This is a genomic window from Candidatus Ichthyocystis sparus, from assembly GCF_900078745.1.
GTDB lineage: Bacteria > Pseudomonadota > Gammaproteobacteria > Burkholderiales > 2013Ark19i > Ichthyocystis > Ichthyocystis sparus.
The window spans coordinates 25,885-42,556 of the sequence record NZ_FKII01000043.1; the positions used below are offsets into that span (position 1 = coordinate 25,885).

Below are 16,672 nucleotides of genomic sequence, written 5' to 3' on the forward strand. Positions count from 1 at the left end.
CTATATTAAGGTACATATATGTATTTATGATATTTTAAGTATAATGTTAACTAGTTCATATACAGAGAATCTAGATAGGAACTATTTAGACATCAGTCATACTTACACTGCAATCTTGGTTTTTGGATCTTTTTGCTTTATGCGTGCGTGATCCCTGATTTGTAAATGGCTTTGGCATGAATTTTTTGCAGTAAGTAGGGGCATTTGATAAATCTGTTGATCTTTACATTAGTTTTGTACTTCTCTGTGGAGATTGTGCCATGAATAAGAGCTATGTATCTGAAGATATTATTGCCCAATCTTGGGGTGATAATCCCTCTTTTATGGTTATTTTATTGCACGGATTGGGGGCTGATGCTTCTGATCTGGTTTTTCTTGGCGAACACCTTAAGCATCCTAAATTAGCTGTTCGCATGATGTATGTTAATGCCCCACGCAAGCCTATCGTTGCTTTTGGAGGCCAGGTAACTAGGGCTTGGTTTAGTCTGAATATTTTAGATTGGGAAGCACCAATTACCGATGCAGCAGGTCTGTATTCATCATGTGATCGTATTGCGAAGATTGTGGGGGACGCAGTTGATCAGGGTATCAGTTCAAAAAATATCTTTCTGGGAGGGTTTTCTCAGGGTGGATTTGTTGCTTTAATAACTGAAATGACTTTTAATCTACAAATAGGAGGGGTATTTGCTCTTTCTTCTTTTATGAGAAAGCAAGATTTGCCTCCTGGGGTTGAAAAAGTGTCAACCCCTTTGTTTGTTGCTGAAGGGATGTCTGATATTACAGTTCCTGAAAGTGTTAGGTTAGAGACTAAGAATGTTATGGAAGGACTAACTGAGAATAATCTTACATACAAGAAGTATGACGCGGGACATCAGATAGTTCAGGAAGAAATACTTGACCTAAGATCTTGGATGCACCGGATAATGGACGCCTAAAAAGAAAATTTATGTTCCGATGATAGTAAGTGAGATCCTGTTTATCTCTATACGATTACGATCAATCTACCTTGATTGCGAATTCTTATTTTTGGATAGTCTGCATTGCATATGTTATGCTGTGGCTATGTTTACAATGTCAAAGTTGTTTGTAATGATCTCGTTCGCTCCGACTTTGTGAAAACGTGCAACTACTGTGGTACAATCACCGCCTTCTTTGTTATCTTTGGAATTTTTTAACTTTTTTAAGGAGAACTCTGTGGGCTTTTTTACGAATGCTTTAGCTGCTACCGGCTCTGCTGCAGCTACATCATCTCCTCAACAGCCAGATCCTTGGATTAATATAGCTTTCATAGTTGCACTTTTTGCCGTTATGTATTTTCTTGTTATTAGACCCCAGGCGAAAAAGCAGAAAGCTTTAAAAGAAATGATAGAGAAGCTTGATGTGGGTAACGAGGTTGTTACTATTGGAGGTCTGTACGGAAGGATCGTGAAAAAATCTGAGACCTCTTTGGAGCTTAAAATTGCTGAAAATGTCCAAGTAACTGTCCAAAGATCAGCTGTTAACTCTTTGCTTCCCAAAGGAACATTAGAATTTTAGTTGAGAAAATCTGTATACTTTTATGATAGTTGACCGTTCTCTCCTTTTTAGAGCTGTGCTCGTACTAGCTACGGTTGTTATGGCCTTCTTGTATGCATTGCCTAATGTATTCGGTAGTGATCCAGCTATCCAGATAGCACCAGCTAATTTTGGTGTCGTTATAGACAAAGAAACTAGAAACAAAGTGGCCTCGCTTCTAGATGCTGCCAACATTCCTTACACTGATCTTAGTCTTAATGGGAAATCGTCTCTGCAGTTTCGACTCCCATCTGCTGATTTTCAGTTACGCGCTCGTGATATTCTTGATAAGGGGCTCAATAAGGGCAGTAACCCTAAAGATTATACTGTTGCTATATACCTTCTCTCCTATTCTCCTAGATGGTTGTCCGCTATTCATGCGGTTCCTATGTATCTTGGCCTAGACTTGAGGGGAGGGGTGCATTTTTTATTTCAGCTTGATGTTTCTGGTGCCTTGAAAAAGTATAAAGAAAGTTCTGCCTTGTCTATCCGACACTTTCTAAGAGATGGTAAAATTTCTAATGCTGGTGTTTTGTCTCGTGAGGAGAATATCGAGATACGTTTTTGGTCTTCTGAGGGTATGAAGGCAGCCCTTGATTTGCTTAGACATAATTACCCAAATTTATCCTTCCTAGAATCTCAAACACTTGGTAAATTCTTGCTTATTGCTACTATTCAGCCTAAGGATAAGGAAAAAATTGTTTCTGATTCTATACAACAAAATATTACCACTTTGCATAAGCGTGTGAATGAGCTTGGGGTCTCAGAACCGCTAATCCAGCAGCAGGGGGCTGATAGAATAGTAGTTGAGCTACCAGGTATTCAGGATGTTGCTCAAGCTAAGAAAATTTTAGGTAAAACCGCTACCCTTGAAATGCATTTAGTTTCAGATGATCAACTTTCATCAGACTATCCTCCTCCTGACGAAGAGTCATTTAATATGAAGTTGTCTGCCGCTGCTAATGGAGGAAAGTTGATCGTTAACCGTACTGTTCTTCTTACCGGGGACCACATAATACGTGCTGATGCTGATTTTGATCAGAATAATCAACCAATTGTTTCATTACAGCTGGATTCTGCTGGGGCTGAAATATTTCGTGAAGTAACCCGCGAAAATGTTGGTAAGCGGTTGGCTATAGTACTTTTTGAGGATGGTGTGGCGAACGTTGTTACTGCACCTAGGATCAATGAGGAGATTCCGAACGGCCGCGTTCAGATAACTGGTGCTTTTACTTTTGAAGAAGCAAGTGAGACTGCACTTCTTCTTCGTGCAGGAGCTTTGGCTGCACCTATGGAGATAGTAGAGGAGAGGACTATTGGCCCTCGATTAGGCACCGAGAATATTAAAAAAGGTGTTCATGCTACGCTGGCTGGCCTTTTGGCTATTGCTGTTTTCATGATTTTCTATTACAGGCTTTTTGGGGTTTTTTCTGTAATTGCCCTTAGCGTTAATCTTTTGTTTTTGTTGGCTATTTTGTCTATTCTCCAGGCTACTCTTACTCTACCTGGGATTGCTGCTATTGCTTTGACTCTTGGTATGGCTATTGATGCCAATGTCCTTATCAATGAACGTATAAGGGAAGAATTGAGATCTAGTGTTTTGCCAATTTTTGCTATAAAGGAGGGTTACGCACGTGCCTTTTCAACCATTATAGATTCTAATGTCACAACCCTTATAGCTGGTGTTGTATTGTTAATATTTGGCTCTGGACCTGTGCGAGGATTTGCGGTAGTTCATTGTATAGGTATCCTTACATCTCTTTTTTCTTCAGTTGTCATCTCTAGAACAATTGTTGATCTGTTCTATGCTAACCGTTCCCCATCGTCGCTTTCAATTGGCCAAATTTGGAAGCCTGAATCTTCCGCTGCTAACGACTGATAAGTTTTTTAGGAGAAATATGGATGGAATTTTTTCGCTTGTCACGAACCATTCCTTTCATGCGGTACGCTTTTGTCTTTAACATTTTTTCTATTTTTGTGTTTGCTTTGTCGGTATATTTTCTGTCTACTCGTGGTTTGAATTTGTCTACAGAATTTACTGGTGGAACCATAGTCGAGGTTAGATACAGTACTCCTGCAGATATTTCACTTATAAGAAGAAGCTTATTAGAAAAGGGTCTGGTGGAGACTTTTGTTCAAAATTATGGATCAAGTAATGATGTTTTAATTCGACTTTCTAACAAAGACGTCAAGCACTTAGGTATTGTTGGAGTAAACAACTTAAATACCTCTAAGCTAACTGACGATATTTTGTCGTCTGGTGGTGGCTCTCCTGTCATTAGGCGCATTGAATTTATAGGCCCTCAAGTAGGGTCCGAGCTAGTTCGAGACGGGCTAACAGCTATATGTTTAGTATGTATAGGCATTATCATATACCTCTCTATTCGCTTTGAGTGGCAGTTTGCAATATCTGCTATAATAGCTAACCTTCATGATGTGGTTATCATTCTTGGTTTTTTCTCCTTTTTTCAATGGGAGTTTTCACTTCCTGTGTTAGCGGCAGTTTTGGCAGTGTTGGGTTATTCTGTGAATGAATCAGTGGTTATTTTTGATCGTGTTCGCGAGACATTTATTAATTGTAGACACCTACCGTCAATACAGGTTCTAGATTATGCAATTACTAGCACATTGTCTCGTACCGTTATTACTCATCTCTGCACTCAGATGATGGTTACCTCTATGCTTATTTTTGGTGGGGAATCACTACATAATTTCTCTTTAGCTCTTACAATAGGCATTTGCTTTGGTATCTATTCTTCTGTCCTAGTATCAACACCTTTGCTCATGTGGTTTTGTGTTTCTAGGGACAACTTTGTGGTAGAGAAGAGAAAAGACCACAACGATGACGCCAACGCAGGTGCCGTTGTTTAGTAAATAAGGGGGTTATATAGATATGCATTCTCTGTTGCTTCTGGCGGTCATAATAGCATTTTTCTGTGATCGTTTCCTTAATTCCCGGATAGCTCTACATTCGTCGCGACTTTTTTTCTATGTTGTATCTAAATCTTTCAAAATGTTATCAACCATGCTTCCTTTAGGGTTGACTCTTTTTTGCATTCCTTTTTTCTTGGCAACAATTGTATGGGGAGTTCTTTTTCTTATTTATCACCTTAATATTGTTTTTTATTTGGTGTTGGTGGTGCTGCTTTATATTTCCTTGGTTCCGTTTCACTCCTTTGTAATTGATAGCTATCCTGATACTGATTCCTCCGATGGCCATCAATTTACTAGCAAAGGCTCTGCAGTGATTTCTGTTTGGGCAGAACAATATGGTTTATCTGTTGATGAAAATTCTTACAGTGATGTTTGCTGGGCAGGGCTTTTGTTTGAAAGAATTATATTTGCTCCTTTGTTATGGTCTCTTGTTATCGGCCCGTGGGGGCTTGTTTTTTATTTCTCATATTCTCAGACTAAAAAGTTTTTGGCCACGCAGTGCTTGAGCTCACCTTTTTTTCTTGGGATTTTTGAGTGGTGCGATTTAATTCCGTCTAGGCTTATGGGATTGTTTATGTGCTTGCTGACTAATTTTTCCAATTTCTTTCATCGTGTGGATTGGTTTTCCTATCCACCAAATTTCGTACCAGGAAATTCTGATAAATTTACTCTGTCTTTCCTACAACTATTTTTTCTTCACGACGATTCTTCGTCCGTGGTCCAAGATAGTGATTTGGATAATAAGGCATTTTCATTGTTTCGTAGGACGTATTATGGAATGATGATGATAGTTTTTGCTTTATTGATTATTCAAGCTACCGTTCTCTTTTGAGAAGCATAGCATCGCCGTAGCTGAATAGTCGGTAGTTGTTTTTCAATCCTTCGTCGTAGCATCTTTTTATTATGTTATGTCCGGCAAAGCTTGATACCAATACAATGAGGGATGATTTCGGTTGGTGAAAATTTGTGATTAATAGGTCTGTGATCCTAAATTTAAATCCAGGTTTTATGAATAGTGTTGTAGACTGCCATTCATCGCTTTCATTTTGATGTTGTGCATAGCTTTCTAAGGCTCGTACGACGGTTGTTCCAACAGCGATGATCTTTTTTCCATTCTTTATAGCTCTGCTTAGTATTTTTCTCGTTTTATTTGGTACCCTATAGTACTCTCTATGCATTTTGTGATTACTGAGGTCTTCGGTGTGAATTTTCTGAAACGTTCCTGCACCAACGTGTAAAGTAATGTCACAAAACTCGATTCCTATTTTCTTTAATTTGTCTATAAGACTTTCTGTAAAATGTAATCCAGCAGTCGGGGCCGCAACTGACCCTGGAACGTTGGCAAATACTGTTTGGTAATTGTATGCGTCGGAATCAAATGCTTTTCTGTTTAGATAGGGCGGTATCGGTATTTCCCCATACTCATTAAAAATCGACATTATATTTTGTGATTCTCCTAAAAAAAAAGTACCATCTACTCTTTCCTTAATTACAATCAATGCTCTGTTGTCAATTATGACGGAAAACGGTAGTTGTGGTTTTTTGTGGGTTTTAATTTGTACCATGGCAAGATCACTGCTAATAAGTCTTTCTAGGAATATTTCTATGCTACCGCCAGTCTCTTTTCTTCCTATAAGTCTTGCGCGAATGACTTTTGTATTGTTTATTACTATGATGTGCTCTTCTGTTAAAATTTCTGGTAGTTGGTAAATGAACTGATGCTTTATGTCTTGATTTGTGGACGCATTCATAAGTCGGGCGGATTCCCTCCCTTGCGCAGGGTGTTGCGCAATTTGATCATGGTCAAAATTAAAGTCAAAATCAGATAGTTTCACAGCTTTGATATTACAATGAAGAATGCAATTATACTACCATACGGTGCATAACTTGATCTGAGGTTCAGTATTTGATTTTTTGTAACGTGTTAGTTAATGCATATTTTTGTGGGACAATACTGACCACTTGAATTATCATGTTCTTTTGATAATAATGATTCCAGTTTGTAGCCGAAGTGGTGGAATAGGTAGACGCGCTGGACTCAAAATCCAGTGCCCGTGAGGGCGTGAGAGTTCGATTCTCTCCTTCGGCACCATCTTTCTTATTTTATAATATATACATATGCTAGTTGACTCGCACTGCCATATTCATTTTCCTCAGTTCTCGGGCAAGGTTTCTGAGATTGTTGATAACATGCTTTCCACTGGCGTAGTTCACGCGCTTTGTGTTTCTGTTGATCAAAATGATTATGAAGTTTTACTTGAAACAATAGAACCTTTCCCTTGTTTATCTGCATCTTTTGGTATTCATCCTTTACATAATGCTGAGCTTATTTCTGAGGAAGATTTAGCTCTTATGGCTCAAAGGTCCAATCGCGTTGTTGCAATTGGTGAAACGGGCTTAGATTACTATCGCGTTGCCGATAAAGGTGATATTTCTATTCAGCAAGAGATGTTTAGGAGGCACATAAGTGTTGCTAAGAAATTAAAAAAGCCACTTATTGTACATTGTCGTCAAGCTGGATCTGACGTTATCCGCATATTAAAGGAGGAGGGCGGCGATGTTGTTGGAGGGGTTATGCACTGCTGTACCGAGTCTGAATCTTTTGTTGAGCAAGCAATGGAGATTTCCTTCTTTATATCGTATTCTGGTATTGTCACCTTTAAGAATGCACGTGAAGTTCAATCTGTGGCTAAATTGATTCCACTTTCTAGGCTATTGATTGAGACTGATTCCCCCTATCTTGCTCCAATTCCATTTCGTGGCTCTACAAATCAGCCCGCATATGTGGCTCATGTTGCACAGAAATTGTCAGAATTAAAGGGTATACCACTAGATGAATTGGCTAATGCCACTACTTCTAATTTTTTTAAGCTTTTTAATATCGTTATTACTGAAGACTAAGTGTAGATGATGCCTGATTTTTATTTCGCTTTATGATATACTCTCTCGGTTCGTGTATGTTTTGTTGATTCATTGATTGGTCTGAAAGTGGGGCAATATGTCTATATCACCTGGTGACAAGTCGGAGGTTATCTCGAATTTTTCCCGCAAAGAAGGGGATACTGGTTCAACTGAAGTACAGGTTGCTCTTTTGACTGCTCGTATAACGAATCTTATGTCTCATTTCAAAATTCACGGAAAGGATTTACATTCCAGGAGAGGTCTACTAAAGTTGGTTTCGCAACGTAGGAGACTACTGGATTATTTAAAGAGAAAAGATTTTGATGGCTACAAGTCATTAATTGGAAGATTGGGCTTGCGTAAGTAGTAGTAGTTCGTTTTTGAGTTCCTGTTTTCTTGGCGGTTCTCGGTTGCGAGCTCCGCCTTTTTTGACTTATGCTTGTTTTTAGTTATTCCTTTGTTTATCTGGGAGATTCTGGGTGTTAAAAAGAGTTGTTAAAGAATTCCAATATGGAGATCACAAGGTTCGCCTGGAAACAGGTATGATTGCTCGCCAGGCAGATGGTGCCGTTGTGGTGAATATTGAGGATACTATAGTTTTAGCTACTGTTGTGGCAAAAAAAGAGTTGTCTGCAGAACAGGGATTTTTCCCTTTGACTGTCGATTACATAGAAAAATCTTATGCTGCAGGTAAAATTCCTGGTGGATTTTTTAAGCGAGAAGGGCGTTCCGCTGAACGTGAAACATTGGTAGCTCGTCTTATTGATCGACCATTACGTCCTTTGTTCCCAAAGTCCTTCTTCAATGAGGTTCAGGTTGTACTAACTGTTTTATCTGTTAATCAAGAAATTGACCCAGATGTTCCAGCTATGATCGCCGCCTCTGCAGCTGTTACTCTGTCTGGTATACCCTTCTCCGGGCCAATTGCTGCGGCAAGAGTTGGCTATGTGGATGGGAAATTTGTTCTTAATCCTTCTATTAGTATCCGCAGGAATTCACGACTTGATCTTATCGTTTCTGGCACTTCATCTGCAATTTTGATGGTAGAGTCTGATGCAGATATGTTAAGCGAAGAAATTATGCTAGAAGCTGTTATGTTTGGACATCGTGAGCAGCAGGTTGTAATTAAATCTATTTGTGAGCTTGCTAATGAAGTTGGAAATCAAGTTTGGGATTGGGTTGAGCCAGAAGACGATTTAAAGCTCAAGGAAGATGTGGAGAAAATTGCTCGTAAAAGTTTGGAAAATGCTTATCGTATCCGTGATAAAAAGGCGCGTAATCTTGCAATTGACAAGTCTTTTTCTGATGTTCTTGAAAAATTACTTCCTGAAGGACACAAAGAATCACTTCTGAAGTCTGTATTTTTTATTCTTGAGTATTCTATAGTTAGGACTGCCATTCTTTCTGGTGAACCTAGGATAGATGGACGCGATACTCGTACTGTTCGCCCGTTAGATATAAAAACTAGTATTTTGCCTAGAGCTCATGGATCTGCTCTTTTCACACGAGGTGAAACTCAGGCTCTTGCTGTAACTACTTTAGGTACTGAAAGTGATGCTCAGGTTGTGGACGGTTTAGTAGGAGATACTAGGGAAAGCTTTATCCTTCATTACAATATGCCCGGTTATGCTACTGGGGAAGTTGGTCGTATGGGAGCGCCAAAGAGGCGCGAGATTGGGCATGGCCGTTTAGCAAGGAGGGCTTTGGCTGCTGTTGTTCCTAGTAAGAAAGATTTTCCCTACACCATAAGGCTTGTATCTGAAATTACTGAATCTAATGGTTCTTCCTCCATGGCTTCTGTTTGTGCGGGTTGTCTTTCCTTAATGGATGCGGGTGTTCCGTTGGCTTCGCATGTCGCAGGCGTTGCTATGGGTCTGATTAAAGAAGGTAACTGTTTTGCTATTCTTACCGATATCATAGCTGATGAAGATCACTTAGGGGATATGGATTTCAAAGTTGCTGGAACTGAATTAGGGATTACAGCTTTGCAAATGGACATAAAGATAGATGGCATAACTGAAGAAATTATGCACATTGCTCTGTTACAGGCTAAAGAAGGAAGATTGCATATACTAAGTGCCATGAAGAATGCTCTTTCTTCTGCCCGTATGGATTTATCAGCTTTTGCCCCTCGTATTTCTTGCATACACATAAATCCTGAAAAAATACATCTACTAATTGGTAAGGGTGGGGGGACCATAAAAAACCTAACAGAGGAAACTAGGACTTCCATAGATATAAAGGATGATGGCACGGTTAGTGTTGCTTCATCTGACTTGTCTTGTGTTGAAGAAGCCGTTAGACGTATCCAAATACTTACCGCTGAAATTGTTGTCGGTAAAACTTATGATGGCAAGGTGTCACGTGTTCTTGATTTTGGTGTAATTGTTGATATTCTTCCGGGGCGAGATGGTTTGTTGCACATTAGCCAGATGGTAAGGGATAAGAGCCAAAAAATTAGTGATATTTATTCTGAAGGTCAGATTATTTCTGTGAAGGTGATTGGTCTAGATGATCGGGGTCGTCCTCGTCTATCTTTGAAATTGTGATTATTTGTTTTTTAAAATGGGCCGTTAACGCATGGGTGTGGTGTTTTCTTCACATGCCGGGAAATACCTGGTTCGGTTGAGTCTTTACTCCACGCTGTTGCTTCTTTCAGTTTTTGGGATTGTTGTCTCTTGTGTTACAATCCCTTGCCGTTGGCTCTTTTGGGGTTGTTCTCTTCTGTGTTGCTTATGGATGATTTTTTGCCTTGGCTGGAGATGACGCTGTCTGGCTTAGGGTACGAGTTGGTGGATTTTGAGTTATCCCCCGGGGGACTTATTCGCTTGTTTATTGATCACAAAAATGGCGTTTCTATTGGTGATTGTGCGCGGGTTAGCAGGCACTTATCGAAGGCATTTGCTGTTAAGGGTGTGGAATACGATAATCTTGAGGTTTCATCTCCTGGCTTGAATCGAGCACTTAAAAAGGCGGCTGATTTTGATCGCTTCAAGAACCATGAAGTTAAGGTTGTACTTTCCCAACCGATAGTTGTAGGCGATCTAGTTTTTTCTAAAACTGTTGTGGGTTTGCTTCTTGCTTTTGATCAAGCTAAGAATGAGATGACATTTTTAGTTAATGATTGTGAGGTTACTCTTTCTTTAGATAAGACAAGGAAGGTTTGTTTGGTGTCAAAGTTTTGAAAGGCAACTTTTTAGATTTGGCACTGTCCTAGGGGGCTAGATGAGTCGAGATTTGTTGTTGATTGTTGATGTTCTCGCGCGCGAGAAAAATGTTGATAAGGACATTGTTTTTGTTGCCGTAGAGTCTGCCTTGGCTTCGGCTACGAAGAAGAATTTTCGTAACGAAGTTAGTGTTAGGGTTTCTGTTGATCGAGAAACCGGTGAATATCGTACCTTCCGTTATTGGGAAATAGTTTCCGATGAGGACCTTGATGATCCATCCCATCAAATTCAGTTTTCTCAGGCCCTTCTTAAGGATCCTAGCGCTGCTGTAGGAGGCCACATAGAGGAGGAAATTCCCTCTGTAGAGCTTGGACGCGTGGGAGCTCAAGCGGCTAGGCAGGTTATTGTTCAGAGGATTCGTGATGCCGAACGGGAACAAATACTAAATGACTTTTTGCGTAGAACTGATAAGTTAGTCAGTGCTGTTGTAAAGCGTGTTGATCGCACCCAAGCTATAGTTGATTGTGGTCGTGTTGAGGCTGTACTTAGGCGCGAACATATGATACCTAAAGAGAATTTAAGAGTTGGTGATCGTATACGTGCGTATTTGTATCGGGTTGACTCGTCGGCTCGTGGGCATCAGATAGAGCTATCTCGTACAGCCCCTGAACTTATTATTAAGTTGTTTGCTTTGTATGTTCCCGAGATTAGTGAGGGCACTATTGAGATTAAGAGTGCCGTTCGAGATCCGGGGTTGCGCGCTAAAATTGCTGTGAAGAGTTACGATCAGCGCATTGATCCGATTGGTACATGTGTTGGGATACGCGGTTCTCGTGTTCAATCTGTTACTCAGGAGTTATTGGGTGAGAGAGTAGATATAGTAATATGGTCCCCAGAGCCGGCGCGGTTTGTAATTAATGCCTTGGCTCCGGCAGAGGTAAGTAGCATAGTAGTTGATGAAGAAAATGCTTCTATGGATGTTGTTGTCGACGAAGATAACTTAGCAATAGCCATTGGGGCCAAGGGACAAAATGTTCGTCTTGCTTCTGAGCTTACTGGGTGGACTATAAATCTTATGACACTTGAGGAAAAAGAGAAGAAAGGAGAGGAGGAGCTTCTTCGCCTGAGAGAATTGTTTACTAGCAGCTTAGGTGTTGATAGTGATATTGCTGATGTTTTTATTCGCGAGGGTTTTGTGACGGTGGAGGAGGTGGCATATATTCCTCTTAATGAATTACTTGAGATTTTTGATCTTGAAGAGAAATTGCTTGAAGGGATTAGGTCGCGTGCCCATAATTTTTTACTTACTCAGGCCATAGCTGCAGAACAGAAGATGGGTGCTGTTTCTGAAGATCTTCTTTCACTTGAAGGTATTGATAGTGGGTTATTGTCTCTTCTTGTATCACACGATATTTTAGACAGGGAGTCTCTTGCTGAATTATCTGTTGATGAGCTTGTTGAGATAGTTAACATTGATGAAAAACGTGCAAGTGATATCATCGTACGGGCACGTGCGCATTGGTTCGATTAGATTTACCATTTAAAGGTTTTGTGCATGTCAAGTTTGAGTGTCAGTGATTTTGCCACTGAACTGAATGTCTCCGTCACTGTTTTGTTGGATCAGTTCAGTGCGGCTGGCGTAATGAAGAATTCTCCATCCGAAACTGTTAGTGCTGAGGATAAAGCGCTTCTTTTGTCTTATTTGCGAAGGTCTCATGGCAGCTCTGGTTCTTCCTCTCGTATCACTTTGACTCGTCGTGAGACGAGTAAGATACAAAAGTCATACCCTATGGGTAGGGAGAGAACTATTCCTGTCGAGGTTAGGCGGCGGCGCGTTCTTTTAAAGCCGCCTGCTGCTTCTGAAATTGTTCCGACAAGGGAAGAAGTCTCCTTGTCTCCATCAATCGAGGCAGAGCTAGGTGCTGGTTTGTCAGCTTCTTCTAAAGCGGATCACGATTCTGTATTGCCTGTTGATATAGACTCCTTCCCAATTACTGGGTCTGAGGTTATTGATGGTAAGGAGGTCCAATCTTTTTCTCCTTCTTCCAAGGTGGTAGAAATTCCTTCTAACATCCAAGTCAGGTCTGTTGCTCAAGATACTCCTCCTACTGCTAAGGAGTTTGTTTCCACTCCTTCTGCTCCTGTTTTTGATGAAACTCCTAAACCTAAGACTAAAGCTAAGCCTGCTGCTGCAAATGCAGATTCTTCCTCCTCCAAGAAGGACAGGTTTTCAACTTCAAAGAATCGTCAAGATGCTGCCCCTGCTTCTCGTCCGGCGAAGAGATCTAAGAGATCTTCTCATTCTGATCATGATGAATCTTCACCTGCTCGGCGTTCTGGTATAAAGGTTATGGGGATTCTTGATCCCGATTCTGCTGAGAGTTGGCATGTTAAGAAACATCACTCACGCAAAAAATTGACTAATAAGGATCATGGAGTGTTTCATGTGCCTACTGAACCTGTGGTTAGGGATGTGTATGTGCCTGAAACTATTTCTGTTTCTGATCTGGCCAAAAAAATGGCGGTTAAGGCTACTGATGTTATAAAGTCCCTGATGAAAAACGGGGTTATGGTAACTATAAATCAGATTATTGATCAAGAAACTGCAATGATAATTGTAGAAGAGATGGGACATACCGCCATTGTTGCAACCCTGGATGATCCAGATTCTTATCTTGCAAATCTTGCTTCTTCTAAAAATATTGAGAAACACCGTCGTCCACCAGTTGTTACAGTTATGGGCCATGTTGATCATGGTAAAACTTCTCTGTTGGATTATGTGCGCTCCTCTAATGTTGTGGTGGGTGAATCTGGTGGCATAACTCAGCATATTGGAGCTTGCTATGTTGAGACTCCCCTTGGTGCAATTACCTTCTTGGATACTCCTGGCCATGAAGCATTTACAGCTATGCGTGCTCGTGGTGTTAAAGCTACAGATGTGGTTATTTTAGTGGTTGCTGCAGATGATGGGCCTATGCCTCAGACTATTGAGGCTATCAATCATGCCAGAGCCGCTAATGTTCCTATGGTTGTTGCTGTAAATAAGATTGATAAGCCAGATGCCAATCCAGAGAAGATTCGTCAGGATCTATTGCAATACGGACTTGTTTCGGAACAATTTGGTGGGGATGTTATATTTGTTAATGTTTCTGCTAAAACTGGTGATGGTATTGATCAGCTGCTGGAGTCTGTGTTGCTTCAAGCAGAAGTATTGGATTTAAAGGCTTCTCACTCTGGCCTTGCTAGTGGCGTAGTCGTAGAAGCTAGGCTTGATAAGGGTAGGGGACCAGTTGCTACTATACTAGTACAGTCGGGATTTCTTTCTCAAGGCGATGCTCTTGTTGCTGGTGAATCGTTTGGGCGTATTCGTAGCATGGTTGATCATCGCGGGGTGGCAGTGAAGGTTGCTGGTCCTTCTATGCCAGTCGAGATTCATGGCCTTTCTGAGTTGCCTGCAGTTGGGGTAGAAGCGTTTGTACTAGAAAGCGATCGTAAGGCTAGGGAAATTGCCCTGTTTCGTAAAGGTAAATTTAGGGAACTCAAACTTGCGCGTCGTGCTGCTTCTGTTAAAACTGATTCAGAGCTTGTTTTTTCTCAAGGTGATACTTCGGCTGCCAAAGTTTTATCAATTGTTATAAAAGCTGATGTTCAGGGTTCACAAGAAGTTTTGGCGCAGTCCCTACAAAAGCTTTCTACTCACGAAGTGCGTATCAATATAGTACATGCCGCAGCTGGAATAGTTACTGATTCTGACGTTAATTTGGCCTCCGCCTCCAAAGCTATTCTTATAGCTTTTAACACTCGTTTTGACCTATCAGCAAAGAGGTTGGCTGAAAGCTACTCTGTTGTTGTTATATCCCATAACGTTATCTATTCCATAATTGATCAAATACGCTCTGTTATGACAGGTCTTCTTTCTCCGGAGAAAAAGGAACGTATACTTGGTCACTTTGAAATTCGCCAGGTTTTTTCTCTCGGTCGGGGAGGTGTGGTCTGTGGTGTTTTTGTTATAGATGGAATGCTGAAACGTGGTTCTAAGGTACGTGTGTTTAGGCAAGATAATCTAATTTTTGATGGTGAGATTTTATCTTTAAAGCGCTTCAAAGATGATGTTAAAGAGGTTCGTGCAGGCTTTGAGTGTGGTGTATCAATAAAAGATTTTTCTGATCTTCAGGAAAATGATTTAGTTGAGGTTTATGATTTTGAAGAGATTATTAGAACAGAGCTATGAAAAAAAAACTAAAATCTAAGTGCCCCAGTAGACGTTGTTTGCAGGTCGCTGACCAGATTAGGGATGAGTTATCCAGGCTAGTGCGTCTTTCTGTTAAGAATCCTGATGTTCCTTCTTTGACGATAACTCATGTCTTATTGGCCCCTGATTTTTTGTCAGCTAAGGTTTTTTTTGTTCCTCTAGGAGGATGTAGAAATAACGATTCACGCTGTGAGGATGTACGCTCCATTCTAGATTCTTACTCCGGTTTTTTGCGTGCACAGCTCTACCGGAACTTGAGAATAAAAAATGCTCCAATGCTTGCTTTCGTCTACGATGATCTATTTGATAAGGCTGATCGTATGTCTGTACTCATAAATCATGCGATGTCATTGTGTACAGATGATTAATAAATTCTCCTCTACTACTAAGAGTATGGATGCACTGGATGGTGTTCTTCTGTTAAATAAACCGGTCGGGTTTACTTCTAATGATGCTGTGCAGCGTGTAAAGCATTTGTTTTGTGCCAAAAAAGTTGGACATACAGGTACTCTTGATCCCCTTGCCTCTGGTTTGATGTTAATTTGTTTTGGAAGATGTACCAAACTTTTTGATACGCTTGTTTCCTCTCAAAAGGGCTATTGGGCTAGGGTGATTTTAGGAGAAAAAAGAACAACCGGAGATGGAGAAGGTGAAATTGAAGCAGTCTCATCTCGTGAACCTACATTTAGCGAAGTAGAAGATGCTGTATATTCTTTTTTAGGTGCAATAGAGCAGATACCTCCAGCGTATTCGGCAATAAGGATTGGTGGGGTACGTATGTATAGCTTGGCCAGGCGGGGTGTGACTGTACCTAGACAACGTCGTACTTGCACGATAACCGGAATAGCTCTGTTAGGATATAGTTACCCGGCAATAGATATAAGGGTCTATTGCAGTAAAGGTACCTATATAAGAACTTTAGCAGAAAATATAGGTGCATCTCTTGGATGCTGCTCCTACTTGGGACAACTGATACGTACGATGGTTGGTCGCTATCACGTAAATGACGCTACTCACATACGTGATATACAGGAGTTGCCGCTTGTACAACGACGTGAGTTGCTATTGTTACCGTCCTACCGTCATCCTATTGGAAGAACCGTCCTATATCCGCAGTCTACATAGAGTATTTCCCCAGTTATTCCAGAAGAAAGAGATGAAAGCAAGAATCCTGCGGTCCCGCTAATGTCATCTAAAGTTACGTTGCGCTTCAAAGGGGCATGACTGGATACATGCTTTAGTATATTTGAAAAGTCTTCAATTCCTGAAGAAGCTATTGTCCTAATTGGCCCAGCAGATATTCCATTAACTCTAACACCCTTAGAGCCAACCTCATATGCAGTATATCTAATCGCAGCTTCCAAAGAAGCTTTTGCTAGGCCCATAGTATTATAATTTGGAACGGCACGCTCGGATCCAAGATATGTCATAGCAACTACAGAGCCACCATTGGTCATCAAGCGTAACGCACCCCTGACAAGTGCAACCAAACTGTAGGCCGATACATCGTGTGCTATCTGAAAAGAATTTCTACTACAACCAGATAAAAATGAACCTCCTATAGCATCACGTGGTGCGTAAGCAACAGCATGGACTAAGCCATCAATGGTTAAATTATTTTTTTCTAAATTATTGAATAAAGTATCTATTTGTTCATCATTTGTTACATCACATGGGTAAACTAAGGCACTTCCCAGTTCTGACGCTATATCCTTTATTCTGCTTTCAAAACGTTCATTTTGATAAGTGAGAATCAATTCAGATCCCATATTTCTACATTGCTCAGCAATTCCATAGGCAATTGATTTTTTTGATAAAATACCAGTAACAAGTATACACTTGTCAGCTAACAAAGACATTGGGT

At 40.6% G+C, this 16,672-nt stretch carries 15 protein-coding genes and 1 tRNA gene; 14 read left to right on the forward strand and 2 right to left on the reverse strand.

Annotation, left to right across the window (positions count from 1 at the left end; translation table 11 throughout):
- The first annotated feature begins 260 nt into the window (after positions 1-260).
- The 5 genes from A6733_RS01165 (at position 261) to A6733_RS01185 (ending at position 5,320) form a co-directional block, all read left to right on the forward strand.
- Entirely contained in the window at positions 261-935 is a 675-nt protein-coding gene (locus A6733_RS01165) for an alpha/beta hydrolase (RefSeq protein ID WP_092400794.1), read from the forward strand.
- Between the two features lie 196 nt (positions 936-1,131).
- Complete coding sequence (gene yajC, locus A6733_RS01170; protein ID WP_092411500.1) at positions 1,132-1,536, forward strand: preprotein translocase subunit YajC; 405 nt, start codon at positions 1,132-1,134, stop codon at positions 1,534-1,536.
- A gap of 22 nt (positions 1,537-1,558) precedes the next feature.
- Entirely contained in the window at positions 1,559-3,433 is a 1,875-nt protein-coding gene (secD, locus tag A6733_RS01175) for a protein translocase subunit SecD (protein ID WP_092400800.1), read from the forward strand.
- Positions 3,434-3,456: 23 nt separating this feature from the next.
- Positions 3,457-4,425, forward strand: a complete 969-nt coding sequence (secF, locus tag A6733_RS01180) for a protein translocase subunit SecF (RefSeq protein WP_092400803.1) — start codon at positions 3,457-3,459, stop codon at positions 4,423-4,425.
- Positions 4,426-4,447: 22 nt separating this feature from the next.
- Positions 4,448-5,320 (forward strand): hypothetical protein, encoded by an 873-nt coding sequence (locus A6733_RS01185; protein WP_092400807.1) that lies wholly within the window; start codon positions 4,448-4,450, stop codon positions 5,318-5,320.
- Here A6733_RS01185 and queA read toward each other — a convergent pair.
- Positions 5,304-6,323, reverse strand: a complete 1,020-nt coding sequence (gene queA, locus A6733_RS01190) for a tRNA preQ1(34) S-adenosylmethionine ribosyltransferase-isomerase QueA (RefSeq protein WP_175330491.1) — start codon at positions 6,321-6,323, stop codon at positions 5,304-5,306. The genes A6733_RS01185 and queA overlap by 17 nt on opposite strands.
- 170 nt (positions 6,324-6,493) lie before the next feature.
- Between queA and A6733_RS01195 the strand changes: the two genes are divergently transcribed.
- The 9 genes from A6733_RS01195 (at position 6,494) to truB (ending at position 15,933) form a co-directional block, all read left to right on the forward strand.
- A tRNA-Leu gene (locus A6733_RS01195) sits at positions 6,494-6,580 on the forward strand.
- 26 nt (positions 6,581-6,606) lie between these two features.
- Positions 6,607-7,389 carry a TatD family hydrolase gene (locus A6733_RS01200; RefSeq protein ID WP_092400815.1) on the forward strand — a complete coding sequence of 261 codons (783 nt, stop codon included), beginning with the start codon at positions 6,607-6,609 and terminating at the stop codon, positions 7,387-7,389.
- 97 nt (positions 7,390-7,486) lie between these two features.
- Positions 7,487-7,756 (forward strand): 30S ribosomal protein S15, encoded by a 270-nt coding sequence (rpsO, locus tag A6733_RS01205; RefSeq protein ID WP_092400818.1) that lies wholly within the window; start codon positions 7,487-7,489, stop codon positions 7,754-7,756.
- Between the two features lie 112 nt (positions 7,757-7,868).
- On the forward strand, positions 7,869-9,938 hold the full coding sequence (pnp, locus tag A6733_RS01210) for a polyribonucleotide nucleotidyltransferase (protein ID WP_092400822.1): 2,070 nt from the start codon (positions 7,869-7,871) through the stop codon (positions 9,936-9,938).
- A 129-nt stretch (positions 9,939-10,067) separates the two neighbouring features.
- Positions 10,068-10,574, forward strand: coding sequence for a ribosome maturation factor RimP (gene rimP / locus A6733_RS01215; RefSeq protein ID WP_242641486.1), 507 nt, complete (start codon positions 10,068-10,070; stop codon positions 10,572-10,574).
- Between the two features lie 40 nt (positions 10,575-10,614).
- Positions 10,615-12,087 carry a transcription termination factor NusA gene (gene nusA / locus A6733_RS01220; protein ID WP_092400825.1) on the forward strand — a complete coding sequence of 491 codons (1,473 nt, stop codon included), beginning with the start codon at positions 10,615-10,617 and terminating at the stop codon, positions 12,085-12,087.
- A gap of 24 nt (positions 12,088-12,111) precedes the next feature.
- Positions 12,112-14,787 (forward strand): translation initiation factor IF-2, encoded by a 2,676-nt coding sequence (infB, locus tag A6733_RS01225; protein ID WP_092400828.1) that lies wholly within the window; start codon positions 12,112-12,114, stop codon positions 14,785-14,787.
- Entirely contained in the window at positions 14,784-15,176 is a 393-nt protein-coding gene (gene rbfA / locus A6733_RS01230) for a 30S ribosome-binding factor RbfA (protein WP_092400831.1), read from the forward strand. Before infB ends, rbfA begins: the two co-directional genes overlap by 4 nt.
- A complete protein-coding gene (truB, locus tag A6733_RS01235; RefSeq protein WP_175330492.1) occupies positions 15,169-15,933 on the forward strand; it encodes a tRNA pseudouridine(55) synthase TruB in 765 nt (254 codons plus the stop codon). Before rbfA ends, truB begins: the two co-directional genes overlap by 8 nt.
- Here the strand turns inward: truB and A6733_RS01240 are convergent.
- Positions 15,891-16,667 (reverse strand): enoyl-ACP reductase FabI, encoded by a 777-nt coding sequence (locus tag A6733_RS01240; RefSeq protein WP_092400837.1) that lies wholly within the window; start codon positions 16,665-16,667, stop codon positions 15,891-15,893. The genes truB and A6733_RS01240 overlap by 43 nt on opposite strands.
- Positions 16,668-16,672: the final 5 nt, after the last annotated feature.